The following is a 21,588-nucleotide window of genomic DNA, read 5'->3' on the forward strand; positions in this document are numbered from 1 at the left end:
TTTTACTCCTCGGCGCGGAACTCGACGAGCGTCAGGTCGCGGTCGAGCGCGCACGTCTCGTGCGGGGGTTCGCCGAGCACCTGGTCGATGACGCGCTCGTCGTCGAAGTCGGCCCCGTCGGGGACGCAGTAGCCGTGGCTCGGGCACTCGGTGTGCGGGCAGGGGCCGGCGAGCGACGCCCTGCTCCCGGCGTACGCGCGCTTCGACGGGACGTTCGCGGGGACCGACGCGGGCTCGACCTCGACCGCGCGGACCCCCGCGTCGTGGACGGCGCAGTCGAGCGTCTGGGCGTTCTCGCGGATCCCGGTCACCCGGTAGCGAGTGCCCTCGGAGAGGTTGAGACACTGGCCGCGGTAGGGACACCCCTCGCAGTCGGCCGATTCCCCCTGATAGACGAACTCGCGGCCCACGTCCGCGAGCCGCGTCCCGATGAGCGTGACCGTAGTCATGCCCGGAGCGATGCGCCGAGCGTCCGTAAGCCTCCCGCCTCCGCGGGCGTCGGCGGGTTGGCCCCGCAGCCGAGCCGTGGGGGCGCGGAGGGTAAGACACATGTCCGCGCCTCGGCAACGACGAGCGGAGATGATTGGGGGAGTCGCGCGCGAACTGCGCGCCGAGGCCGAGCGGACGAACGAGCGGCGCGTTCTCGTGCTGGCGGGCGACCGCGACCGCGCGATCGACGCGGCCTACGACGCGGTCGAGTCGGTCGGCCTCGCCGACGAGGCGGTCTCGCTCGTCTCGACGCGGGATGGGTTCCGGTTCGAGGAACACCGCCCGCGGAGCGCCGACGAACTGCTCGGACGCACCCGCGAGGCGGTGGTGCTCGACTGCCACGAGCGGTTCGTTCCGAACGCGCTCGGCCGAGCGGTCGGAGCCGTCGACGGCGGCGGGCTCCTGATCCTGCTTACCCCTCCGCTCGACGACTGGCCGGCGGTCCGGGACCGCTTCGACGACTCGCTCGCCGTGCCCCCGTACGACATCGGCGACGTGACAGGGCGGTTCCGCGAGCGCCTCGTCGGGACGCTCCGGACGCACCCCGGCGTCGCGGTGGTCGCGCTCGGCGACGACCCGGAGGGCGACGCCGTGGTGCGCGACGGCCTGACGGGAGCGCAACCCGTGGGCGGCGCGAATCGCGCGGGGGCGGGCGACGACGCCGAGCCGCGGCGCGCGCCCCCGGGCGCGACGTTCCCCGCGAGCGCGTACACCGCTTGCCTCACCGCCGACCAATCGCGGGCGTTGCGGGCGTTCGAGGCGCTCTCCGAGCCCGGATCCGCTCTCGTGGTCGAGTCCGACCGAGGGCGCGGGAAGTCGAGCGCGGCCGGGTTGGCGGCCGGCGCGCTCGCGCTCGGGGGCGACGAGGTGCTCGTCACCGCGCCCGCGTTCCGGAACGCCGCGGAGGTGTTCGCGCGGGCCCGAGAGCTGATCGCGGAGGAGACGGGCGACGGCGAGGGCGGCGCGGTCGACCGGAGCGGCGAGGGCGGCCGGGGCGGCGACGCGGACGGGCGCGAGCTCCGAACGCCGGCCGGCGGTCGCGTCCGGTTCCTGCCGCCCGCGGCCGCCGCGGCGGTCGCCGGCGAGGCGGACGCCGTGATGGTCGACGAGGCGGCGGCGCTCCCGGTGCAGCTCCTAGAGGGTTTTCTCGGCGCGCCCGCGGTCGCGTTCTGTACGACGGTCCACGGCTACGAGGGGGCGGGCCGGGGGTTCGCGGTCCGGTTCCGGGAGCGGCTGCTGGACTCACGGTTCGCGGTCCGCGACGTGCGCCTCGACGAGCCGATCCGGTACGCGCGGAACGACCCGGTCGAGGCGTGGGCGTCGCGGGCGCTCCTGCTGGACGCCCGGCCCGCGGTCGACGACGCGGTCGCGGACGCGTCCGTCGGCGACGCGACGTACCGGGCGCTCGACCCGGCGGCGCTGCTCGCGGACGAGACGCTGCTCGGCGAGGCGTTCGGGCTGCTCGTCGCCGCGCACTACCGGACGGAGCCGAACGACCTCGCGCGGCTGCTCGACGCGCCGAACCTCGTCGCGCGGGCGCTGGTCGCCGACGGGCGCGTCGTCGCGGTCGCGCTCCTCGCGCGGGAGGGCGGGCTCGACGCCGGGACGCGGCGACGGATGTACGAGGGCGAGCGCGTCCGCGGCAACATGGTTCCGGACGTGCTCACGAGCCAGTTGCGCGACGAAGACGCCGCCGCGCCGCGCGGCCTGCGGACGGTCCGGATCGCGACCCACCACGCGCTCCGGGACGCCGGGTTCGGCTCGCGGCTGCTCGACGAGGTCCACGCGGAGTTCGGCGGCGAGCCGACCGGTGACGGCGCGGAACCGGTCGACTACTTCTCGGTCGGCTACGGCGCGACGCCGCGCCTGCTCCGCTTCTGGAAGCGGGCGGGGTACCGGATCGTCCACCTCTCGACGAGTCGCAACGAAGCCTCTGGCGAGCACTCCGCGATCATGCTGTGCCCGGAGACCGCGGCCGGGCGCGACCTGCTCGCCCGCCACGCCGTCGCCTTCCGAGACCGCGAGCGCGACGGGCTCTCCGACGCGCACCGGGACGTCGACCCGGACGTGATCCGCGGGGCGCTGGGGGCGTGTTCCGCGCCCGTGCCGGTCGATCTCACCGAGACCGAGTGGCGCTCCGTCGTCGGCGCGTCGGTCGGGCCGGGGATGTACGACAGCGCGCCCGGGGCGTTCCGCGACCTCGCGCTCGCGGCGCTGGTCGAGGGGACCGACCTCGACGACCGGGCGGAGCGCCTGCTCGTTCGGAAGGTCCTCCAAGGTCGGCCGTGGGAAGCGGTCGCCGACGACCTCGGGTTCGTCTCGACGAGCGCGTGTATGCGCGCGCTCGGCGACGCCTACACCCCTCTCGTGGAGCGGTACGGGACCGACTTCGCGCGCGAGGAACGGGAACGGTTTATAAACGACTGAGCGGATCAGCGGCGACTAATTATAACTGGATCTGCGGTGGCGCGTGCCTGCGAGGCCGCTTCGCGGCCGAGTAGCACGCGCGAGGGACGCGGTGAGCGACGCGGGCGACCGGAGGGAGCCCCGAGCGAACCGCGAGGCTGGGGAGGCGTGAGGCCGCGGTCCCGCGAGCGGAGCGAGCGTCCGTCGGCCCCACGACTGGGGCTTCGGAGGTGTCGTCTGTCGGTTCACACGCGAGCGTTTATCAGCGAACAACTCCGTCCGCAGCGGAGAAAACGAGACGTTCGGCGGCTTATAAGCGATTCTCGCGCCCGGGGTCGACGTCGATGGCGTCGACCGGGCAGACGTCGACGCAAAGCATACAGTCGATACACTGGTCCTCGTCGGCGGGGTTCGCCTTCCGCTCGGACTCGGGGTGTCCGGGGGTGTCGACCCACTCGAACACGTCGACCGGACAGTCCTCCAAGCACGCGCCGTCGGCGAGACAGATGTCGAAGTCGACCGCGACGTGGGTGCCGCGGATCCCCTGCTTCTCCGGCGGTTCGACGGGACCCCACACGGCGACGCCGTCCTCCTCGCCGACCCGCTCGCGGTTCACTTCGAAGTTCGAGTCGATGGCCATCGTTGCCCCCGCTTCGCCGGTCGCGGGTTTAAACTCCGCGACGAACGGATTCGGGCGGGCGCAGACCGGCCCGCCGGACGAGCGGGGGACCGGCCCGCCGGATCGGTCGGGGGACAGTCGGCCGGAGCGACCTACGGGTGCGCGTAGTACGCCAGCAGGTCCTCGGAGCCGTTCGGCCCGTCCGCCTCGTCGGTCGCCTCGGGATCGAACCCGTCGATCCGGGCGAAGCCGACGCGCACGAACTGGACGACCGTGTCGGGGTCGACGTCGGCGAGCGCGGGCTCGGCAACCCCTCGCACGTCGCCGTCGACGGTCCGGAGGAGCGTGTCGAGCCCCGCCTCGGCCGGGACCCAGTGGACCACGTCCACGTCGCCCTCGCGGACGACCTCGATGTCGGCGTCGACGAACGCCAGTTCGTCGCCCTCGTGGCGCACGCAGCCGTACCCCTTCAGCCAGACGCGCTCGCCCTCGCTCGGGAGGTCTGGGGACTCGACGAGGACCCGCCCGGCGGGCACCTCGCGGTCGCCGCGGTCCTCGTGGTCGGGGTGGAGCGGCGGGTGGCCGGCCTCGGGTGCTGGCGCGTCGCCGTCGACGACCGGGAGCTCGACTGCGGGCGCGTCGTCGCGGTCGCGCACGAGGAAGTAGCGGTTCGCCGCGTCGTCGACGAGGTCGCGGTTGTTCGCGTAGACGGCGGACATCGCGAGGTCGACGTCGGACGTGGACATCCCCAGCTCCGTCATCGAGTCGACGAGCGCCTGGCCCTGGATGCCGCGGCGACGCATCGACCGGATGGTCGGCGCGCGCGGGTCGTCCCAGCCCGTCAGCTCGCCGTCCGCGATGAGCCCCTTGATCGTCGAAGTCGACAGCTTCACGTCGTACTCGTCGACCTGGACGTGACCCCAGTGGAGCACCTCGGGGTACTCCCAATCGAAGTAGTCGTAGACGAACCGCTGGCGCTTCGCGGAGTCCTGGAGGTCGATGCCGCGGATGATGTGAGTGACGCCCGTGAGGTGGTCGTCGACGCCGGACTGGAAGTCGAGCATGGGCCAGCAGCGGTAGTCGGCCGCCGCCTCGCGCGGGTGCGGCGTGTCGATCATCCGGAAGGCGACCCAGTCGCGCAGCGCGGGGTTCTTGTGCCCGATGTCGGTGCGCACGCGGAGGACCATCTCGCCGGCCGAGTACTCGCCGTCGACCATCGCCGCGAACTCCTCGCGGACCGTCTCGGCGTCCTTGTCGCGGTGGGGGCACGGCTCGCCCGCGTTCTTCAGCTCGGAGAACTCGTCGCCGGAACACGAACAGGTGTACGCGCCGCCGGCGTCGATCAGCTCGCGGGCGTGGTCGTAGTACGTCTCCAGTCGGTCCGACGCGCGGAGCACGCGGTCGGGCTCGAACCCGAGGTACTCGATGTCTTCGAGGATGGCGTCGTACGCCTCTAGGTCGGGCCGTTTCGTCTCGGGGTCGGTGTCGTCGAACCGGCAGATGAACTCGCCGTCGTAGCGCTCCTTGTACGTCCCGATGACGGCGGGCATCCGAGCGTGACCGACGTGCCACGGACCGTTGGGGTTCGGCGCGGCGCGCATCACGACCGCGCCGTCCTCGGCGTTCGGGAGGTCGGGGAGGACGCGGTCGTCCGCCTCGTCGTCGGCCTTCAGCTCCGCGAGCTTGTCGGGGGCGAGCTCGCCGAGCCGCTCCCGGCGCGCCGCCTCGTTCATCTCGCCGACCTCGTCGACTACCGGCGCGAGGACACCCGGAATCTCGTCGCCGTGCGGGCGGAACTCGGGGTTCTCGCCCATGATCGGGCCCATGATCGCGCCCACGTCCGGGTCGCTGCCGTGTTTGAGCGCGTTGAAAAGCGCCGCGGCCTCGCCGGCCGCCGCAACGCGCTCGCGGAGTTCGTCGTCCATACCGCTGGCTTGTCGGGGTCGGGTCAAAAACGCCGCGAAACGGCGGGGAGGGGCGGATCCCGGGAGCGTCGAGTTGGCGACGCGCCGCGACGACCCGGGAGGGCGGGTAGGGGCACCTGACACCAGCGGCCGGACGGGGTTAAACGGCCCAGACCGTTCACGGCGGTATCGGGCCGCTACCGCCGTGAACGGTCGAGACGCTTTTTACCGCCCGGATCGGAGTTGTCCGGTCCGTCGCCGCGGCGCCTCGTCGTCGCTCCCGAGCGAACGAGTTCGGTTCGTCGCCTTGATGGTCGCCGGGAGCGTGGAGCGGGTATGAGCGACGCGTCGGCGGTCGTCGGCAGGGAGTCGAGGGGATCGCGGTGGTAGGACCCATCTCCGAGGCGGAGCGGGACGCGGGGAACCGGAAGATCAAGCTCGTGTTACTCGCCATCGTCACGGCCACGCCGCCGCTTATCGCCCTCCAGTTGGACCCGTCGCCGGTCGAACTGCTGGCCGCGGCCGGAGTCGGGTTCTGTCTCGGTCTCGTGATCGTGTGGTACCTCGGCCGGCTCGCGGCGGAGTTCGCCGGAAGCCAAGTGCGCTCCCGCCGTCGGCGCTGAGTCGACCGGTCGCCCCCCGGTCTCCGCGCCCCGGGCCGACTCGGCGAGATCACCCGCTCGGTCGCCCGCGACGGCTCGCTAGTCGGCCCCGGTCTCCGCGCCCCGAGCCGACTCGACGAGGTCGCCCGCCCGGTCGCCCGCGACGGCGCGCGAACTCGACAGCGGCGAGATGCTCACCTCGCCCTCGACCGCGGCGCGTCGGTCCGACCCCGGGTCGTCCGGGACGTCGCCGCGCAGGAACTCCCGCCAGAAGCGGTCGCGGAGCTCCATCCCCATCTCGCCGCGGCGCTCGCCGAACTCCCAGCCCTCCGGGACGTTCTCGTCGTCCGGCCCCTCCTCGCCCGGTCGGAGCTCGATCACGTCGAAGCCGCGGGCCGGCTCCGTCAGCCGATAGGTGGGGTCCGCCGCCGCCTCGTCGTCCGCGGCCGGGACGTTGACGTTCAGCACGTCCGCGCCGAACGGGAGCCGTCCCGCGTCCGTCCGACCGAGGAGGTCGGCGACGACCTCGCCGGCGACCGCGAAGTCGCCGTTGTCGAGCGTCGGCGGCACGGGGAGGTTCCCGCGGTCGTACAGCGAGACGGCTATCGCGGGCGTCCCGAGGAACGACGCCTCCATCGCGGCCCCGACCGTGCCGGACTGCCCGAGGATGTGCGCGCCGATGTTCGGGCCGTGGTTACAGCCGGAGACGACCACGTCGGGGTCGAGCCCGAGCGCCACGTCCGCGACCGCGACGCAGTCCGCCGGGGTCCCCTCCACCGCGTAGCCGCGGTCCGTCTCGGTGTAGTCGACCGTCGTCTCCCACCACGAGCGCGCGCCGCCGACGCCCGACTGGTTCGTCGCGGGCGCGACGACGGTCACGTCGTGGTCGCGGGAGAGGGCGTCCGCGAGCGCCCGGATCCCGACGGCGTCGATCCCGTCGTCGTTGGTGAGCAGGATCTCGGTTGTCACGTCTCACGGTGCGAGGTGACGGGAGAAAACGTCGCCGGTACGGGGCGGGGGAAAGGCGGGCGCGGACAGAGAGGCGAGCGGGGGCCGGGCGTCGCGGACGCCGGCCGGGTGGTACTCCGAGCGGTCAGTCGGGAGGGCGGCGGAGCGGGACCGTGGACCGCGGGATCAGTCGGCCGCGAGGCGGCGCGACGAGGTCGCGAGGTCGAGCACCTCGTCGAAGAAGCCGAGCGAGTCGTGCGGGCCGGGGTTCGCCTCGGGGTGGTACTGGCGGGTGATCACGTCGAGCTCCTCGCTGTCGAGCCCCTCGACGGTGTCGTCGTTGACGTTCACCTGCGTCACCTCCAGCGGGCCGGTGTCGTCGACCGTGTAGCCGTGGTTCTGGGTGGTCATCACGACCTTGTCCGTGCGGAGGTCCTTGACCGGCTGGTTGACGCCGCGGTGGCCGAACGCCATCTTCTCGGTCGAGCCGCCGAGCGCGCTGGTTATCACCTGCTGGCCGAGGCAGATGCCGGCCATCGGGAGGTCGCCGGCGAACTCGTCGACGACCGCCTGAGCGGCGACGAAGTTCTCCGGGTCGCCCGGGCCGTTCGAGACGAAGAGCACGTCGGGGTCGACGGCGGCCACGTCCTCGGCGGTCGCGTCGTACGGGAGGACGTGGACGTCCGCGCCGCGCTCGGTGAGCGAGGAGATGATCGAGCCCTTCGCGCCGCAGTCGAGCAGGGCCACGTCGACGTCGCCGCCGCCCTCGTGGACGGTCGGCTCCGCGACCGACACCTGCGCGCCGATGTCGACGTGGTCGCTCATCGGCTTGCACGCCTCCATCTCTTCGACCGCGTCCTCGGGGGTCGCGTCCGGCCCGGCGGCGATTCCGCAGGCCATCGCGCCCTCCTCGCGGACGGTGGTGACGATCTNTCGAACCGCTCGGTTCGGACGCCGTAGTTCCCGATGAGGGGGTACGAGAAGGTGAGGATCTGCTCGGCGTAGGAGGGGTCGGTGAGCGACTCCTCGTAGCCGGTGTACGCGGTCGTGAACACCAGTTCGCCGCGGGTCCGCCCCGGCGAACGAGCGCGCGCTTCGAGCACGCGACCGTCGGCCAGCGCGATGTAGGCGTCCGACATTACGAGAAACGTACGCGCAAAGGGTGATAAATGCGTCGTTCGAAGGTTCGTTACGATATTCGTAACGGGTAAGGCGACGCACCGAGACGGATCGGTATGGACGACCTCGACCGACGGATCCTCTCGATCCTGCGACGGGACGCGCGGACCCCGTACACGGAGATCGCGGACCGGGTGGGGACCTCCGAGGGGACTGTGCGCAACCGCGTCGACCGGATGACCGACGAGGGCGTGATCGAGCGGTTCACGGTCACGACCCGCACCGGGAACGTGAAGGCGATGATCGAGATATCGGTGGAGATGAACGTCAACACCGACGCGGTCGGGCAGCGCATGGTGGAGTGGGAGGAGGTCGACTTCGTCTGGCAGGTGTCCGGCGAGGAGGACGTGGTCCTCGTCGTCGACGCGGTCGACACGCGCGCGGTCAACGAACTGATCACGCAGGCCCGCGAGATGGACGAGGTCAAGTCGACGAAGACGCGGCTCATCCTCGACGAGCGGCTGGGGTAGCTCGGAGCGATCGCCGCGGAAATTTCGACGCTGCTACACTTCTGAGCGGTCCGGGAGCGGCGCTCGGCCGCGGTCGAACGAGCCGCCCGCGCCGCGGTCGCCGGCGATCGGGGACACGTATCGGGAATTACATATCAGCCGGGAGGGAACACGCGGCCAACGCCTCTCAGTCTCAGATGGACTTCACGACAGACGCACACGTCGACGAGTACGTCGTCGACGCCGACCGAACCGCCACCTTCTCCGGCTCGGACGGCGAACTCAGCTACACCCTCCCGTCCGAGGAGACCGTGTCGATCCCCACCGGCGACGCCGTCAGCGTCGAGTTCGAACGGAACACCGCCTTCCGTCGGCACACGTTCCTCGGACTGTTCTTCGCGCTCCTCGCGCTGGTACTCACCGTCGGAACGATCGCTTCCGTGTCCCTCGGACGGGTCGAGACGCGGACCGGGATGGCGCTCGCGGCGTTCCTCGCCCTCTTCGCGGTCGGCGGCTGGAACGAGACCTACAACCTCCTCTCGCGGTCGAACCGCGAGGTGATCGACGTGTACATCGCCACCGAGGAGCGGACGCACGTCCTCTGCGGAGCGCTGGGCGAGGCCGAGTTCGTCGACGCGTGCGCGGAGCTCGTCGACTCCGACGTGCCCACGACGAACCGCAATCCGAAACTCGAAGCCGAACTCGAGTAGCGGGCGGGTCGGACGCGCGTCGTCGCCGGCCGCCGAGGCGGATTTCGGCTGCGAGAACGCCCCCGCGCGGGAGATTACTCTCGGGCCACGCTCGTCTGCATCCCCTCCGTGTTGAACGCGCTCCCGGCGGTCTCGTCGCCGAGGACGATCACGCCCGCACCGGAGCCCGTGACCGCCTCGAACTCGTCTATCGCCCGGTCCGCCGCGTCCTGCGCGTCGAGGCCGTCGTCGAGGAGGTCGACGGCGCGCCGCGAGAGCGTGACGCGCGCGATGTCCTCGCCCGCCCCCGTCGCGCTCGCGCCGCCGGCCTCGGTACAGAAGAACCCGGACCCGACCTGCGGCACGTCGCCGACGCGCCCGGCGAGCGCGAACGACCGGCCGCCGGTCGAGGTCACCGCGGCGAACGCCTCGCCGTCGGTCGCGACCGCGCCGACCGTGTCGTGGTCCGGGGCGTGACCCGGATCGTCCCGCTGCGCGTCCTCCTCGTCGTCCACGTCCGCCGACCCGCCGCCCGCCTGATCGTCGCCCGAGCCGAAGCGCGAGGCGAGCCAGTCGAGGTGCTCGCGGGGGCCGCCGCCCGGCGGATCTTCCGCCTCGTACCGCGCCCGCGTCTCGTCGGTGAGCAGGTCGACGCCGGTCTCGACGCCGAACTCCGCCGCGAGGTCGACCGCGTGGTCCCCCGAGACGAAGACGTGCGGCGTCTCCTCGCAGACGACGCGGGCGACGCTCGCCGCGTGTTCGACGCCGGGCATCGAGCACGCGGCACCGACCTCGCGGTCGGAGGTCATCACGCCGGCGTCGGTGCGGACGACGCCGTCGGACTGGACCGCGCCGCCGACGCCCGCGTTGAACCGGGGGTCCGATTCGAGGACGGCGACCGCGGCTTCCACCGCGTCGAGCGGGGTGGCGGCGTCGGCGCCGCTCGCGGCCGCCTCGTCGAGGACCGCCTGTCTGGGCTCCGGGTCGTCCGGGGCCCCGCCGGCCCCGCCGTGGACGATAACTCGCATACTGGAGACACCCGCGGGGGCCACATAAGCGCCCGGGAGGCGTCGCCGCAAGACCTATTCCCGCCGCTGGGCGACCCCGTACCACTGTGACGACCGCCGAGTCCGCCGGCGCAGCCCCGCGCCTCCGCGCCGCGCTCCGTCGTCGCCTCGGGGTCGACCCGCGCGCGCTCGCCGCGCTCCGCCTCGCGCTCGGCGTCGTCCTCCTCGTCGACCTCGGACTCCGGGCCCGGAACCTCGTCGCCTTCTACACGGACGACGGGGTCCTCCCGCGGGCGACGCTGGCGGAGGCGTCCCCGCTCGGCGCGCGGCTCTCGCTCCACGCCCTCTCCGGCGAGCCGGGGGCCGCCGCGGCGCTGTTCCTCGCCGCCGCGCTCGCCGCCGTCGCGCTCGCGGTCGGGTACCGGACGCGCGTCGCGGCCGCGGTATCGCTGGTCCTGCTCGCGTCGCTCCAGGCGCGAAACCCGTTCGTCCTCAACGCCGGGGACGCGCTCCTCATCCAGCTGCTCGGCGCCGGACTGCTGTGCCCGCTCGGCGCGCGCTGGTCGCTCGACGCGGTCCGGCGTCGGACCGCGGACGCCGCGGACTCGGCGGTGAACGCGGCGGTCGACCGCGTCGCCGGTCCCGCCACGGCGCTCCTCTTGGGGCTCGTCGTCGTGGTGTACGTCTCGAACGCGGTCGTGAAGTTCCGCGGGACCGCGTGGCCCGCCGGGGAGGCGGTCGGGCGCGTCTTCCGGCTCACCTACCTCCACGGCCCGCTCGGCGGGCTCGTCCCCGAGTGGCCGGCGCTGCTCGCGGCGGCCACCTACGGCTGGGTCGCGCTGCTCGTCGCCTCGCCGCTGCTCGTCGCGGCCGCCGGCCGGGTCCGGGCGGCGCTCGCGGGCACGCTCCTCGCGGCGCATCTCTCCATGGCGCTCACGCTCCAGATCGGCGTCTTCTCGCTCGTCTCCGCGACCGCGCTGATCCCATTCTTCCCCCCGTCCGTCTGGGACCGGATCGAGCGCGCGATCGCCCCCGAATCCGACCGGCTCCGCGACTCCGCGGCGCGTCGGTTCGGAGCAGTGAGCCCCGCCGACGGCGGTGGAGCGCTCGGAGCCGTTCGCGAGCGGGTCGCGGGCGCGGTGCCGGTCGTCGCCGCGGTCCTCCTCGTCGCGCTCGTCGCGTGGAACGGGATGGCGCTCGGGTTCGTCGAGACGCCCGACGCCGTCGCGTCGGTGTCCGACCCGACGGAGAGCGGCTGGGACATGTTCGCGCCGAACCCGCCCTCGACCGACGCGCTCGTCGTGGCGACCGCGACGACCGCCGACGGCGACCGGATCGACGCCCTGTACGGCGACCGCGTCGCGCTGGATCGCCCGCCGTCGGACGCCCGCGCGTACCCCACCGCGCGCTGGCGAAAGCTCCTGTCGCTGCTCGCGGACGACCCCGACCCGGACCGCGTCGACCCGGTGCTCGCGCACCTCTGCGACCGCGCGACGCGGTTCGCGGACGGCGGGGCCCGCCCGGTCCGTTCCGTCAGGCTGTCGACCGTCTACGTCGACGTCGCGGACGGTGAGACGCGGGTCGACGAACTCGGGACGCGCTCGTGTCCGGGGTCGTGAACGGGGCCACGGGTCATGTCACGCGTCGTGAGCGGGGGCGAGAGCCGCGTCCGGTCTCGTGAGCGAGGCAGCGGGAGTCGATCGCGGACGTTTATGTTCGGCTCGCCCGACGCGTACCCGTGACCGCTTCGGAACCGCGCGCGTCGTCGACGCCGACCCCGGTGTCGGTCCTCCTCCCGACCGTCCGCTGGACCGACGCCTGCGACGAGGTGGCCGAACAGCTCCGCGGCCCCGAGGCGTTCGACGGCGGGAGGGGAGGCCGCGACGAACTGCTCGTGATCTGCGACTCCCCGGAGGACCCGGTGGCGGACCGCCGAGGGGATCTGCCGGCCCGAACCCGGATCGTGATCGCCGGCGAGCCGGAGGGCTGTTCGGGAAAGGCCAACGCCATCGCGGCCGGGACGGAGGCGGCCGCGAACGACCGGATCGCCTGGACCGACGACGACTTCCGCCATCCCCCCGACTGGCTGGCGACGCTCGACGCCGACTACGGCCGGCAGGGACCCACCACGGAGGTCCCGGTGTTCGTCGGACTCGACCCGCTGGCGCGCCTGTTCGAGCCCGGGTACGTGATCGGGGGGACGCTCGCGGTGTCCGCGGCCGGCGTCGCGTGGGGCGGGGCCGTGATCTTCGAGCGCGACGACCTCCGCGACGGGGAGGCGGCGTTCCTCCGGGACCTCCGGCGGACGGTCAGCGACGACGGGACGCTCACCGACCACCTCGACGTCGCGTCTGTCGACCGGACGCGGTACGTCCGGGCCGGCGGGTCGCTCCGGGGATCGCTGGAGCGGTTCGTCCGCTTCCTGACGATCACGCGGTACCACGCGCCCGCGGCGACCGCGTTCAACGTCTGCTTCGGGGTCGCGATGGCGGCCCTCTGCCTGTTCGCGCCGGTCGCGGGCGTGGCCCTCGTCACCGCGCTCGCGGGGGCCGCGTACGCGAGGTTCGGGATCCGGCGGGCGACCTTCCTGCTCGCCGCGCCGGGAGTGCTGATCGCCCCGCCGCTGATGGCGTACGCGTTCGCCCGGCGGACCTTCGTGTGGGGCGGTCGTCGCTACCGCTGGCGGTCGCTGTTCGACGTCGAGGTCGAACCGGTCTGACCGCGGGACGCCGCGGGGAGACGCCGAGCGCGCCCGCGGCGAGAAGCGGCAAAGGCTGCGAGCGCGACGCTCACGCCGAAAACGGCAACCACTTTAGGGGGCCACGGAAATCGTCGAACGTTCATGAGCTACGATAAGGTCGACGTCCCCGACGACGGCGAGGCGATCACGCTCGCCGACGAGGAGACCGGCGAGCTGAACGTGCCGTCGAATCCCATCATCCCGATCATCCACGGCGACGGGATCGGCACCGACGTCGGACCGGCCGCACAGCAGGTGCTCGACGCCGCCGCGGAAGCGACCGGGCGATCCATCTCGTGGATGCGCGTCTACGCCGGCGCCAGCGCCCGCGAGAAGTACGACGAGAACCTCCCCGAGGACACCGTCTCGGCCATCCGCGACCACCGCGTCGCGATCAAGGGCCCGCTGACGACCCCCGTCGGCGCCGGGTTCCGCTCGCTGAACGTCGCGCTCCGCAAGACGCTCGACCTGTTCGCGAACGTCCGCCCCACCTACCACCTCGAAGGCGTCCCGTCCCCCGTCAAGAGCCCCGGAGAGATGGACATGGTCACGTTCCGCGAGAACACCGAGGACGTCTACGCCGGCGTCGAGTGGGAGGCCGGCAGCGAGGGCGCGGAGCAGGTACGCGACTTCCTCGAAGACGACATGGGCATCGCGGACGTCATCCACGACGGGCCGGTCGGCATCGGCGTCAAACCCATCTCCGAGTTCGGCTCGAAGCGCCTCATCCGCGAGGCGGTCGACTACGCGCTCGCGAACGACCGCGACTCGGTCACGCTCGTCCACAAGGGGAACATCATGAAGTTCACCGAGGGCGCGTTCCGCGACTGGGGCTACGAGGTCGCCGAGGAGGAGTACGGCGAGGACGTCATCACCGAGGACCAGCTCTGGGAGGAGCACGACGGCGAGCAGCCCGAGGGCACCCTCGTCGTCAAGGACCGCATCGCGGACAACATGCTCCAGCAGCTGCTGACCCGCACGGACGAGTACTCCGTCATCGCGACGATGAACCTCAACGGCGACTACATGTCCGACGCCGCGGGCGCGCAGATCGGCGGCCTCGGCATCGCGCCCGGCATCAACCGCGGTCACGGCCGCTGTCTCGCCGAGCCGGTCCACGGCTCCGCGCCCAAGTACGCCGGCGAGGACAAGGTGAACCCCACCGCGATGATCCTCTCGGGCCGCGAGATGCTCGATTACCTCGGCTGGGGCGACGCCGCGGACCTCGTGCGCGACGCCGTCGAGGAGACCATCGCCTCGGGCAAGGTCACCTACGACCTCCACCGACAGATCGAGGGCGGCGAGAAGCTCGCGACGAGCGAGTTCGCGGACGCCGTCGTCGAGAAGATCGACGAGCTGGCGTAGGGCTCGACGATCCGCGTCGCGGTCGACGATTTCTGCCGTGTTTTCCTGTCGCTCGGTGAGCGACCGGTCCGCCGCCGGCGTCGCCCCCGGAGGCGAGGATACAAATCCGGGCGTCGCCTTGCGCCGGTATGGTAACCTTCCTCGCCGGGGGGACGGGCACGCCGAAGCTCCTCGACGGCGCGGCCCGGGTGTTCGAGCCGTCCGAGACCGCGGTCGTCGCCAACACTGGCGACGACGTCGAGATCGGCGGCCACCTCGTCTGCCCGGACGTCGACACGGTGCTGTTCGCGGGCGGGGACGTCCTCGACCGCGAGACCTGGTGGGGGATCGACGGCGACACGACCGCGACCCACGAGGAGCTCTCCCGGCTCGCGGCCGCGGCGGGCGACGCGATCGGGGGCGAGCCGGGCGCGCCGCGCTACCTCGCGGACGACGCCCAGACCGCGGGCCGGGAGATCGCCCGCTGGCGGCGGTTCTCGGCGGTCGGCGAGTTCATGGAGATCGGCGACCGCGACCGGGCGGTCCACCTCACCCGCACGGGTCTGCTCGACGAGGGGAAGTCGCTCACCGAGGCGATCCGGGCCCTCGCGGCGGCGTTCGACCTCGACGTCGACCTCCTCCCGATGTCGGACGACCCGGTCGCGACGCTGGTCCACACCGAGGGCGGCGAGACGCTCCACTTCCAGGAGTACTGGGTCGCGCGCCGCGGCGAGCCGCCGGTGGCCGACGTGGAGTTCCGGGGGGCCGCGGACGCCGAGCCGACCGACGCGGTGCTGGACGCGCTCGCGGAGCCGGTCGTCGTCGGGCCCTCGAACCCCGTGACGAGCCTCGGCCCGATGCTGGCGCTCCCCGGATTCGAGCGCGCGCTCCGGGAGACGCCCGTGGTCGCCGTCTCGCCGTTCGTCGGCGACGAGGTGTTCTCCGGGCCGGCCGCGGAACTGATGAGGGGGGTCGGCCGCGAGCCCTCGACCGCGGGCGTGGCGGACGCGTACCCCTTCGCGGACGCGTTCGTCCTCGACGACGGGGACCCGACCGCGCTGGACCGACACGTCGAACGCACCGACACGCGGATCGACGACGCGGACGACGCCGAGCGCGTCGCCCGGGCCTGCGAGCGCGCGCTGGCGGCCGTCGAGGCCGACGCGCCGGACGCGGGCCCGCCGCGGGGGGACGCGGAGTGACCCGGGAGCCGTTCCTCGTCGCCGCGAGCCTCAGCGGGGCCGCCGACAGCGAGTGGGCCCGCGCCGCGGCCGAACGCGTCGACGTCGCGCTCCTCGGGGGCGTGGCGCTCGACCCGGCGAGTCGGGCGGCCGCGCGTGATCTCGTTGCGCGCGGGCGATCGGAGTTCCTCCCGCCCGACCCGCTCGCGTTCGTCGCCGATCAGCTCGACGCGCTCGCCGACGAGCCGGTCCGGCCCGGCGTCAACGTCCGGAGCGCGACGCCGGAGCCGGTTCGGGAAGTCGGGCGGATCTGCGCCGACCGCGGCGCGGTCTGCGAGGTCAACGCCCACTGCCGGCAACCCGAACTGCGCGCGGTGGGCTGCGGCGAGTCGCTGCTGGCCGACCCGGACGGACTCGCGCGGTACGTCGCCGCCGCGAGCGGGGCGGGCGCGACGACGAGCGTGAAGGTCCGGGCGGAGGTTCCCGGCGTCGACCTGCGAGCCGTCGCGGAGACCGTCGCCGCGGCCGGCGCGGACTGGCTCCACGTCGACGCGATGGACTCGGAGGGGGTGATCGGCGACCTCGCGGCGGCGGTCGACGGCGCGGCCGGGGGCGACCGCGGCGCGCTCGCCGACCTGACGGTCGTCGCCAACAACGGCGTCCGCGGCCGCGAGACCGTTTCCGAGTACGCGGCCCACGGGGCCGACGCGGTGAGCGTCGGGCGGCCGACCGAGGACCCGCCGGTCCTCGCGCGCGTCGCGGACGCGGTCGAAGAGTGGCGAGCGGGAGCGTTGCGGGGGCGCGGCGGCGACGCGGGGCCCGAACCGGAGGTGCGACCGTGACCCGAGCCGAGCCGCCGGCGGGAGACACGGCGGCGACGGCCGGGACGACCGACCCCGTCGACGACGCGACGCTCGCCCTCTTGGTGGAGGTCGCCGGCACGCCCAAGCCCGGGAACGTGGACCGGCGTCGCGACCTCGACGACCTGCGGTTCGAGGCGTTCCTCGGCGGGGCCGTCGGCGCTCGGCCGGGGCTCGAACTGGCGGCGGGGAGGGGGCCTGCGCAGAGGGCAACCGCGGAGAGGGCGACCGCGGGCGAGACCCCGGCGGTCGGCGACGCGTTCGAGCGGGCCGTCGGGGGGATGGCCGCGCGCGCCGGGACGAACACGCAGTTCGGCTGTCTGCTCCTCCTGGTCCCGCTCGTTCGGGCGGCCGCGGATCCCGACCGAGAACTCTCGCCGGCCGGCGTCGACGCGGTCAGTCGGGCGACGACCGTCGACGACGCCGTCGCGTTCTACCGGGCGTTCGAGGCCGTCGACGTCGCGGTCGACGACCCCCCGTCGGGCGCGGCCGACCTCGACGTGCGCCGCGGGAGCGACGCCGAGCCCGCGCTCCGCGACCGCGAGGCGACGCTGCGGGACGTGTTGGCGCTGTCCGCGGAACCGACCGATCCGGACGCCGAGACCCCCGACCGGGTCCCCGACCGCAACGCGGCCGAGTGGACCGAGGGGTTCCCGCGGACGTTCCGCGCGGCCGAGTGGATCCTGACCGACGAGGGGCCGCTCGCGGACCGGGCGGCGCGGGCGTTCCTCGGGTTGCTCGCCGCGGAGCCCGACACGCTCGTCGCGTCGACGCGGGGGGTCGAGACGGCCCGCGAGGCGAGCGAGCGGGCGAGAGAGCTCTTGGAGCCTGACGGGAGCGATCCGACCGCACCGGTCGGCGACGTCGACGCGGTCGACGCCGAGGCCGTCCACGCCGTCGACCTCGACGCGGCGGAGTCGCTGGCGGAGTCGTTCGTCGCCGAGGGGATCAACCCCGGCACGACGGCCGACCTCACCTGCGCGGCGCTGTTCGTCGCGCTCCGGCGCGGCGCGGAGGTGTCGCCGTGACCGCGGACCGTCCCGACGACGAGACTTCGGAGCGGACCGGAGACGGGGCCGCGGACCCGCCCAGGAACGGGGCCGCGGAGCGGACCGACCCGGCGGGCGTCGCTCCCGACGGCTGGCCGGTGCGGCTGCGCGGCGTCACCGAGTCGGTCGTCGCGACGCTCGGGCCGAACGACCGGTGGAACGTCGCCGCGCTGGGGATTCACGCGCCGGACGACCCGGACGGGCCGGTCACCGCGCGGACGTACGGCCGCACTCGCACGTGGCGGAACTTCGACGAGCGCGGGGGCGGCGTGGTCCAGTTCACCGTCGACCCGCGGACCTTCGTCGACGCGGCGCTGACCGTACGGGAGGCGGACGACCCGGTCCTCCCGAGCGCCGACGCGTGGGTCGAGGTGCGCGCCGAGGAGGTCGCGGCCGAGACGGAGGGCGACACCACGATCCGAACGTGGGAACTGGAGCCGGTCGAGGCCGAGGTGGTGACCGAGCGCGTGCCGACGGTGAACCGCGGGTTCGGCGCGGTCGTCGACGCCACGGTGGCCGCCTCGCGGCTCGACGTGCCGGCGTTCGACACCGAGGAACTGCTCGACCGGCTGCGCTACTTCGCCGACGTGGTGGAACGCTGCGGCGGCCCGGCCGAGCGGGAGGCGTTCGCGCGGATCGACGGGGCCACCGGCTGGCGGGAGCGCGCGGACGAGTCGTGACGGGCGCGAACGCGACCGGCGGAGAACCCGCCGGGACTCCGGTTCGCGGCCGCTCGCGGCGGAACGAACCCTTTTAGTTCGGGCCGCCGGTATCGCTCGGTATGGCCATCAAACCCAAGTACATCAAGCAGCTCGGGAACGTCCTGCTGGAGCAGTATCCCGACTCGTTCAACACGGACTTCGAGACGAACAAGGAGAGCGTCACGGCGCTGACGACCGTCGAGTCGAAGGGCGTCCGTAACCGGATCGCCGGCTACGTCACGCAGAAGAAGTCGCAGGCGGCGCAGCACGCGTAAGCGGGTTCGATTTCTCTACCGGCTCGCTCGCACGACAGCGAGCCGCGGCGCTCGTCGGCGCTGCCGACGGCACCGTCGCGAGTCCGGCTCCGGGGGTTTATGTCCGAAGCCGCGGCCACCCCGGCTCGATGGACGCGCTCGTCCGGCCGGTGGTCGACCCGACGTTCGCGGCGGGCGCGCTCGCGTTCCTGCTCGGCGGCGTCGCGCTCGGGACCGCGAGCGGACTCGTCCCCGGGCTCCACGCCAACAACTTCGCGCTGCTTCTGGCCGGGTTCGCCCCATCGGTGCCGGCCGACCCGCTGTTCGTCGGCGTCGCGATGCTCGGCGCGGGCGTCGTCCACTCCTTCCTCGACATCGTCCCCACGCTCGCGCTCGGCGTCCCCGACGCCGCGACCGCGGTCGCCGCGCTCCCGGGACACCGGTTGGTGATCGCGGGCCGCGGGCGGGAGGCGGTCCGCCTCTCGGCGGTCGGATCCGGGCTGGCGGTCGCGCTCGCGGTGCCGCTGGCGGTCCCGATCACGTGGCTGATGACGCGGTGGTACCCGGCGCTCCGGGCGCACCTGCCGCTGCTGCTCGGGGGCGTCGTCGCGCTCCTCGTCCTCACCGAGTCGTCTCGGCGGGCCGCGCTCGGGGGGCTGTGCGCCTTCCTCGCGAGCGCCGCGCTCGGACTCGCGACGCTCGACGCCGACCCCGCGGCACCGCTGTCGACCGGCGGCGTCCTCGCGCCGCTCTTCGCCGGGCTGTTCGGCGTGCCGGTCCTCGTCGAGGCGCTCGGCGGCGACGGCGTCCCGCCGCAGGCCGACGCTCGGATCGCGATGCGGGCGCGCGACCTCGGAACGAGCGCCACCGCCGGGTCGCTCGCCGGTGCGGTGGTCGGGTACGTGCCGGGCGTGTCGGCGGCCATCGCCGCCGTCGCCGCGATGCCCGCGGTGCCGCGCGAGTCCGCCGACCGCGGGTTCGTCGTCGCGACGAGCGGCGCGAACACGGCGAACACGATATTCGCGCTGTTCGCGCTGGTGGTGCTCGGAACGCCGCGGACGGGCGTGACGGTCGCGATCGACCGGGCCGGCGTCCCGTTCGCGCTGCCGACGCTGCTCGTCGCGGCGGCGACCGCCGCGTGCTTCGGCTTCGCCCTCGTCGTGCTCGTCGGCGACCCGTACCTCCGGGTCGTCGGGAACGCCGACTACACTCGGCTCTCGGTCGGGGTCTTGGGACTGCTCGCGCTGCTCTCGTACGCGTTCGCCGGACTCGTCGGCGTCGGCGTCCTCCTCGCCGCCGGCGCGTTGGGACTCGTGCCGCCGCGGGTCGGCGCGCGGCGCGTCCACCTGATGGGCGTGCTGATCGGCCCGCTGATCGTCGGGTGAGCGCGGGGGCTGCGGCTCGGTCCGCCCGCCGCGAGCGGACGAAGCGCTCGGATGCCGCCGGGCGAGCGGCACGGTACCGGCCCGCACGACCCGTTCCGGCGAAAAGAACAACGGTTAAAAGTCGCCGCCGGTAGGTACGTGTATGAGCCAGAGCGACTCTCAAGCGACCCCGCAGTGCGTCTCCTGTGGGATTCAGGTGTCCGGCATGAACGCCGCACAGTTCTCCTGTCCGGACTGCGGTGCCACGATCTACCGGTGCTCGAAGTGCCGGAAGCAGAGCAACCTCTACGAGTGTCACGACTGCGGGTTCCGGGGGCCGTAAGATGGGCGACGTCGCCGCCAAGATCAAGGTCATGCCGAACAGCCCCGAGGTCGACCTCGACGAGCTTCAGGACCTCCTCGAAGAGGCCCTCCCCGAGGGCGCGAAGATCCGCGGCTTCGAGCGCGACGACGTCGCGTTCGGGCTGGTCGCGCTCCTGCCGACCGTCATCGTCCCCGACGGCGCGGGCGGCACCGAGGCCGTCGAGGAGGCGTTCTCGCAGGTCGACGACGTCGAGTCGGTCAACGTCGAGAACGTCGGCCGCCTGTAAGGATAGATCCGCCGTCCGCCGCTCGGGCGGCGTCCGCGGTGCGACTTCTGCGGTCTCGTTTCGCTCGGAGAGCGGTCGCTCCGGCGGTCGTGTCGGTCGAGGTATGCCGGAGTCGGCGGCGACGGCGCGGTCGGACGCCTACCGGCCCGACTCGTAGAACTCCTCGCGGTAGACGCGGCCGAAGGCGTTTCGTCGGAGGGTGCTGGCCGCCGCGTCCGGCTCGTCTTGGTACGTCGCCGCGATCACAGTGTCGGCGAACGGGACCGGGTGCCAGACGAGGTTGTCGACGTTCTCGGAGCCGATGCGTACGACGTCGGCCTCGTCGAACTCGCTGTCGGCGAGCCACGCGTCGAACTCGTCGCCCTCGCCGACGTGGACCGCGAGCAGCTCGGCGAACGTCGCGTCGCGGGCCGTCCGGATCACCTCGGGGGTGACGCGGTCGTCGTACTCGTCGGCGTCGAACGACATCGCCTTCGTCGCCTCGCGGACGACGACCTGCGCGACCGGGCCGACCTCCTCGTAGCGTTCGAGCGCGTCGGCTCGCGTCTCGGGGGCGAACGTGCCTCTGGTCTCCATACGCGCGGTTGGCCGGGGGCGGGGAAGGGCGTTCCGCTACGCGTCGCGGTCGGCGTCGTCGGCCGCGGAGTCCGGGTCGTCGTCCCGGTCCGCGTCGTCCGCGGCGGCCCGCCGGGTCAGCTCGCGCGCTTCGCGGAGCGCCTCGGCGACGGTCGGGTCGTCGACCGATTCGGGGTCGGGAACGCCGGCTCCGGGGGACGCGGTCGGGTCGGAACCGTGGTCGTGACCGTGACCGGATCCGTGGTCGTGACTGTGACCGGGCGAGTCCGCGTTCCCGCCCGAGCCCATCCCGACGTCCGGGCGACCGCGGGGCACGGTGTCCTCGAACACCTCCTCGTACTCGGCGTCGTCGGCGTGCGGCGTCACCTCGGCCGCGAGCGCCGCGGGCTCCCGCTCGCTCCAGTCGGCGACGCGCTCGTCGAGCCACGCCTCGTGGTCGCCGCCGTGGAGCATCGCCGTGAACGCGAGGTGGTGCGCGAGGTGTTCGCCGTCGCGCTGCGGGGTGTCGCAGACGGGGCACGCGTATCCCATGTCGGCCGATCGTTCGCGGGTGAGGCGTAAAGCCGCGTCGAAGGGAGAGCGGCCCGCGGCGAACGGCGAGCGCTCGCGGCCTCGC

Annotated in this window: 22 protein-coding genes and 2 pseudogenes; 15 read left to right on the top strand and 9 right to left on the bottom strand. The window is 73.4% G+C overall.

Annotated elements, in window-relative coordinates; genetic code table 11:
* Window positions 1-2: 2 nt before the first annotated feature.
* Window positions 3-449 (bottom strand): UPF0179 family protein, encoded by a 447-nt coding sequence (locus C464_RS13865; RefSeq protein ID WP_006114384.1) that lies wholly within the window; start codon window positions 447-449, stop codon window positions 3-5.
* Window positions 450-579: 130 nt separating this feature from the next.
* Between C464_RS13865 and tmcA the strand changes: the two genes are divergently transcribed.
* Window positions 580-2,916, top strand: coding sequence for a tRNA(Met) cytidine acetyltransferase TmcA (gene tmcA / locus C464_RS13870; protein WP_006114385.1), 2,337 nt, complete (start codon window positions 580-582; stop codon window positions 2,914-2,916).
* Between the two features lie 289 nt (window positions 2,917-3,205).
* Here tmcA and C464_RS13875 read toward each other — a convergent pair whose 3' ends face one another.
* Both C464_RS13875 and C464_RS13880 read right to left on the bottom strand, forming a co-directional pair.
* The gene (locus tag C464_RS13875) at window positions 3,206-3,535 is read right to left on the bottom strand and encodes a 4Fe-4S dicluster domain-containing protein (protein WP_006114386.1); all 330 of its coding nucleotides are present in this window, start codon (window positions 3,533-3,535) and stop codon (window positions 3,206-3,208) included.
* Between the two features lie 131 nt (window positions 3,536-3,666).
* Window positions 3,667-5,439, bottom strand: a complete 1,773-nt coding sequence (locus tag C464_RS13880; RefSeq protein WP_006114387.1) for a glutamate--tRNA ligase — start codon at window positions 5,437-5,439, stop codon at window positions 3,667-3,669.
* A gap of 362 nt (window positions 5,440-5,801) precedes the next feature.
* Here C464_RS13880 and C464_RS13885 point away from each other — a divergent pair, with 362 nt between their 5' ends.
* A complete protein-coding gene (locus tag C464_RS13885; RefSeq protein ID WP_006114388.1) occupies window positions 5,802-6,041 on the top strand; it encodes a hypothetical protein in 240 nt (79 codons plus the stop codon).
* Between the two features lie 78 nt (window positions 6,042-6,119).
* Here the strand turns inward: C464_RS13885 and surE are convergent, their stop codons facing one another.
* The 3 genes and pseudogenes from surE to C464_RS19995 all read right to left on the bottom strand — a co-directional run.
* Window positions 6,120-6,989: a 5'/3'-nucleotidase SurE gene (surE, locus tag C464_RS13890; RefSeq protein WP_006114389.1), complete on the bottom strand. Its 870-nt coding sequence runs from the start codon at window positions 6,987-6,989 to the stop codon at window positions 6,120-6,122.
* 165 nt (window positions 6,990-7,154) lie between these two features.
* A pseudogene (locus C464_RS13895) lies at window positions 7,155-7,898 on the bottom strand (carbamoyl phosphate synthase small subunit); the annotation flags it as partial.
* A gap of 5 nt (window positions 7,899-7,903) precedes the next feature.
* Window positions 7,904-8,107, bottom strand: a pseudogene (locus C464_RS19995) (carbamoyl-phosphate synthase domain-containing protein); the annotation flags it as partial.
* 96 nt (window positions 8,108-8,203) lie between these two features.
* On the opposite strand from C464_RS19995, the gene C464_RS13900 reads away from it, so the two are divergent.
* Window positions 8,204-8,617: an Lrp/AsnC family transcriptional regulator gene (locus tag C464_RS13900; protein ID WP_006114390.1), complete on the top strand. Its 414-nt coding sequence runs from the start codon at window positions 8,204-8,206 to the stop codon at window positions 8,615-8,617.
* A 176-nt stretch (window positions 8,618-8,793) separates the two neighbouring features.
* The gene (locus C464_RS13905; RefSeq protein WP_006114391.1) at window positions 8,794-9,306 is read left to right on the top strand and encodes a hypothetical protein; all 513 of its coding nucleotides are present in this window, start codon (window positions 8,794-8,796) and stop codon (window positions 9,304-9,306) included.
* A gap of 74 nt (window positions 9,307-9,380) precedes the next feature.
* On the opposite strand, the gene C464_RS13910 is transcribed toward C464_RS13905, so the two are convergent.
* Window positions 9,381-10,313 (bottom strand): isoaspartyl peptidase/L-asparaginase, encoded by a 933-nt coding sequence (locus C464_RS13910; protein WP_006114392.1) that lies wholly within the window; start codon window positions 10,311-10,313, stop codon window positions 9,381-9,383.
* 86 nt (window positions 10,314-10,399) lie between these two features.
* On the opposite strand from C464_RS13910, the gene C464_RS13915 reads away from it, so the two are divergent.
* The 11 genes from C464_RS13915 (at window position 10,400) to C464_RS13965 (ending at window position 20,396) form a co-directional block, all read left to right on the top strand.
* Complete coding sequence (locus tag C464_RS13915) at window positions 10,400-11,911, top strand: HTTM domain-containing protein (RefSeq protein ID WP_006114393.1); 1,512 nt, start codon at window positions 10,400-10,402, stop codon at window positions 11,909-11,911.
* 119 nt (window positions 11,912-12,030) lie between these two features.
* Window positions 12,031-13,011, top strand: a complete 981-nt coding sequence (locus tag C464_RS13920; RefSeq protein WP_006114394.1) for a glycosyltransferase — start codon at window positions 12,031-12,033, stop codon at window positions 13,009-13,011.
* Window positions 13,012-13,134: 123 nt separating this feature from the next.
* On the top strand, window positions 13,135-14,397 hold the full coding sequence (gene icd / locus C464_RS13925) for an isocitrate dehydrogenase (NADP(+)) (protein ID WP_006114395.1): 1,263 nt from the start codon (window positions 13,135-13,137) through the stop codon (window positions 14,395-14,397).
* Window positions 14,398-14,525: 128 nt separating this feature from the next.
* The gene (gene cofD, locus C464_RS13930; RefSeq protein ID WP_006114396.1) at window positions 14,526-15,578 is read left to right on the top strand and encodes a 2-phospho-L-lactate transferase; all 1,053 of its coding nucleotides are present in this window, start codon (window positions 14,526-14,528) and stop codon (window positions 15,576-15,578) included.
* Window positions 15,575-16,399, top strand: coding sequence for a tRNA-dihydrouridine synthase (locus tag C464_RS13935; protein WP_006114397.1), 825 nt, complete (start codon window positions 15,575-15,577; stop codon window positions 16,397-16,399). The genes cofD and C464_RS13935 overlap by 4 nt, the downstream gene beginning before the upstream one ends.
* Window positions 16,396-17,445, top strand: a complete 1,050-nt coding sequence (locus C464_RS13940; protein WP_006114398.1) for a triphosphoribosyl-dephospho-CoA synthase — start codon at window positions 16,396-16,398, stop codon at window positions 17,443-17,445. Before C464_RS13935 ends, C464_RS13940 begins: the two co-directional genes overlap by 4 nt.
* Window positions 17,442-18,146: a DUF447 domain-containing protein gene (locus C464_RS13945; protein WP_006114399.1), complete on the top strand. Its 705-nt coding sequence runs from the start codon at window positions 17,442-17,444 to the stop codon at window positions 18,144-18,146. The genes C464_RS13940 and C464_RS13945 overlap by 4 nt, the downstream gene beginning before the upstream one ends.
* Window positions 18,147-18,247: 101 nt before the next feature.
* Window positions 18,248-18,442 (top strand): 30S ribosomal protein S17e, encoded by a 195-nt coding sequence (locus C464_RS13950; protein ID WP_006114400.1) that lies wholly within the window; start codon window positions 18,248-18,250, stop codon window positions 18,440-18,442.
* 128 nt (window positions 18,443-18,570) lie between these two features.
* Entirely contained in the window at window positions 18,571-19,806 is a 1,236-nt protein-coding gene (locus C464_RS13955) for a tripartite tricarboxylate transporter permease (protein ID WP_006114401.1), read from the top strand.
* A gap of 142 nt (window positions 19,807-19,948) precedes the next feature.
* Window positions 19,949-20,128, top strand: a complete 180-nt coding sequence (locus C464_RS13960) for an HVO_2753 family zinc finger protein (protein WP_006114402.1) — start codon at window positions 19,949-19,951, stop codon at window positions 20,126-20,128.
* Window position 20,129: 1 nt separating this feature from the next.
* Window positions 20,130-20,396: an elongation factor 1-beta gene (locus tag C464_RS13965; RefSeq protein ID WP_006114403.1), complete on the top strand. Its 267-nt coding sequence runs from the start codon at window positions 20,130-20,132 to the stop codon at window positions 20,394-20,396.
* 138 nt (window positions 20,397-20,534) lie between these two features.
* Here C464_RS13965 and C464_RS13970 read toward each other — a convergent pair whose 3' ends face one another.
* Both C464_RS13970 and C464_RS13975 read right to left on the bottom strand, forming a co-directional pair.
* Window positions 20,535-20,972, bottom strand: a complete 438-nt coding sequence (locus C464_RS13970; RefSeq protein ID WP_006114404.1) for a DUF5809 family protein — start codon at window positions 20,970-20,972, stop codon at window positions 20,535-20,537.
* 36 nt (window positions 20,973-21,008) lie between these two features.
* Window positions 21,009-21,503: a DUF5810 domain-containing protein gene (locus C464_RS13975; RefSeq protein WP_006114405.1), complete on the bottom strand. Its 495-nt coding sequence runs from the start codon at window positions 21,501-21,503 to the stop codon at window positions 21,009-21,011.
* Window positions 21,504-21,588: the final 85 nt, after the last annotated feature.

Source organism: Halorubrum coriense DSM 10284, assembly GCF_000337035.1.
Lineage (GTDB): Archaea > Halobacteriota > Halobacteria > Halobacteriales > Haloferacaceae > Halorubrum > Halorubrum coriense.

Excerpts from the sequence above, each read along its gene's own strand:
- C464_RS13865 (WP_006114384.1), bottom strand. The coding sequence starts at position 449 with ATGACTACGGTCACGCTCATCGGGACGCGGCTCGCGGACGTGGGCCGC.
- tmcA (WP_006114385.1), top strand. The coding sequence starts at position 580 with ATGATTGGGGGAGTCGCGCGCGAACTGCGCGCCGAGGCCGAGCGGACG.
- C464_RS13875 (WP_006114386.1), bottom strand. The coding sequence starts at position 3,535 with ATGGCCATCGACTCGAACTTCGAAGTGAACCGCGAGCGGGTCGGCGAG.
- C464_RS13880 (WP_006114387.1), bottom strand. The coding sequence starts at position 5,439 with ATGGACGACGAACTCCGCGAGCGCGTTGCGGCGGCCGGCGAGGCCGCG.
- C464_RS13900 (WP_006114390.1), top strand. The coding sequence starts at position 8,204 with ATGGACGACCTCGACCGACGGATCCTCTCGATCCTGCGACGGGACGCG.
- C464_RS13905 (WP_006114391.1), top strand. The coding sequence starts at position 8,794 with ATGGACTTCACGACAGACGCACACGTCGACGAGTACGTCGTCGACGCC.
- C464_RS13910 (WP_006114392.1), bottom strand. The coding sequence starts at position 10,313 with ATGCGAGTTATCGTCCACGGCGGGGCCGGCGGGGCCCCGGACGACCCG.
- icd (WP_006114395.1), top strand. The coding sequence starts at position 13,135 with ATGAGCTACGATAAGGTCGACGTCCCCGACGACGGCGAGGCGATCACG.
- cofD (WP_006114396.1), top strand. The coding sequence starts at position 14,526 with ATGGTAACCTTCCTCGCCGGGGGGACGGGCACGCCGAAGCTCCTCGAC.
- C464_RS13950 (WP_006114400.1), top strand. The coding sequence starts at position 18,248 with ATGGCCATCAAACCCAAGTACATCAAGCAGCTCGGGAACGTCCTGCTG.
- C464_RS13955 (WP_006114401.1), top strand. The coding sequence starts at position 18,571 with ATGGACGCGCTCGTCCGGCCGGTGGTCGACCCGACGTTCGCGGCGGGC.
- C464_RS13960 (WP_006114402.1), top strand. The coding sequence starts at position 19,949 with ATGAGCCAGAGCGACTCTCAAGCGACCCCGCAGTGCGTCTCCTGTGGG.
- C464_RS13965 (WP_006114403.1), top strand. The coding sequence starts at position 20,130 with ATGGGCGACGTCGCCGCCAAGATCAAGGTCATGCCGAACAGCCCCGAG.
- C464_RS13970 (WP_006114404.1), bottom strand. The coding sequence starts at position 20,972 with ATGGAGACCAGAGGCACGTTCGCCCCCGAGACGCGAGCCGACGCGCTC.
- C464_RS13975 (WP_006114405.1), bottom strand. The coding sequence starts at position 21,503 with ATGGGATACGCGTGCCCCGTCTGCGACACCCCGCAGCGCGACGGCGAA.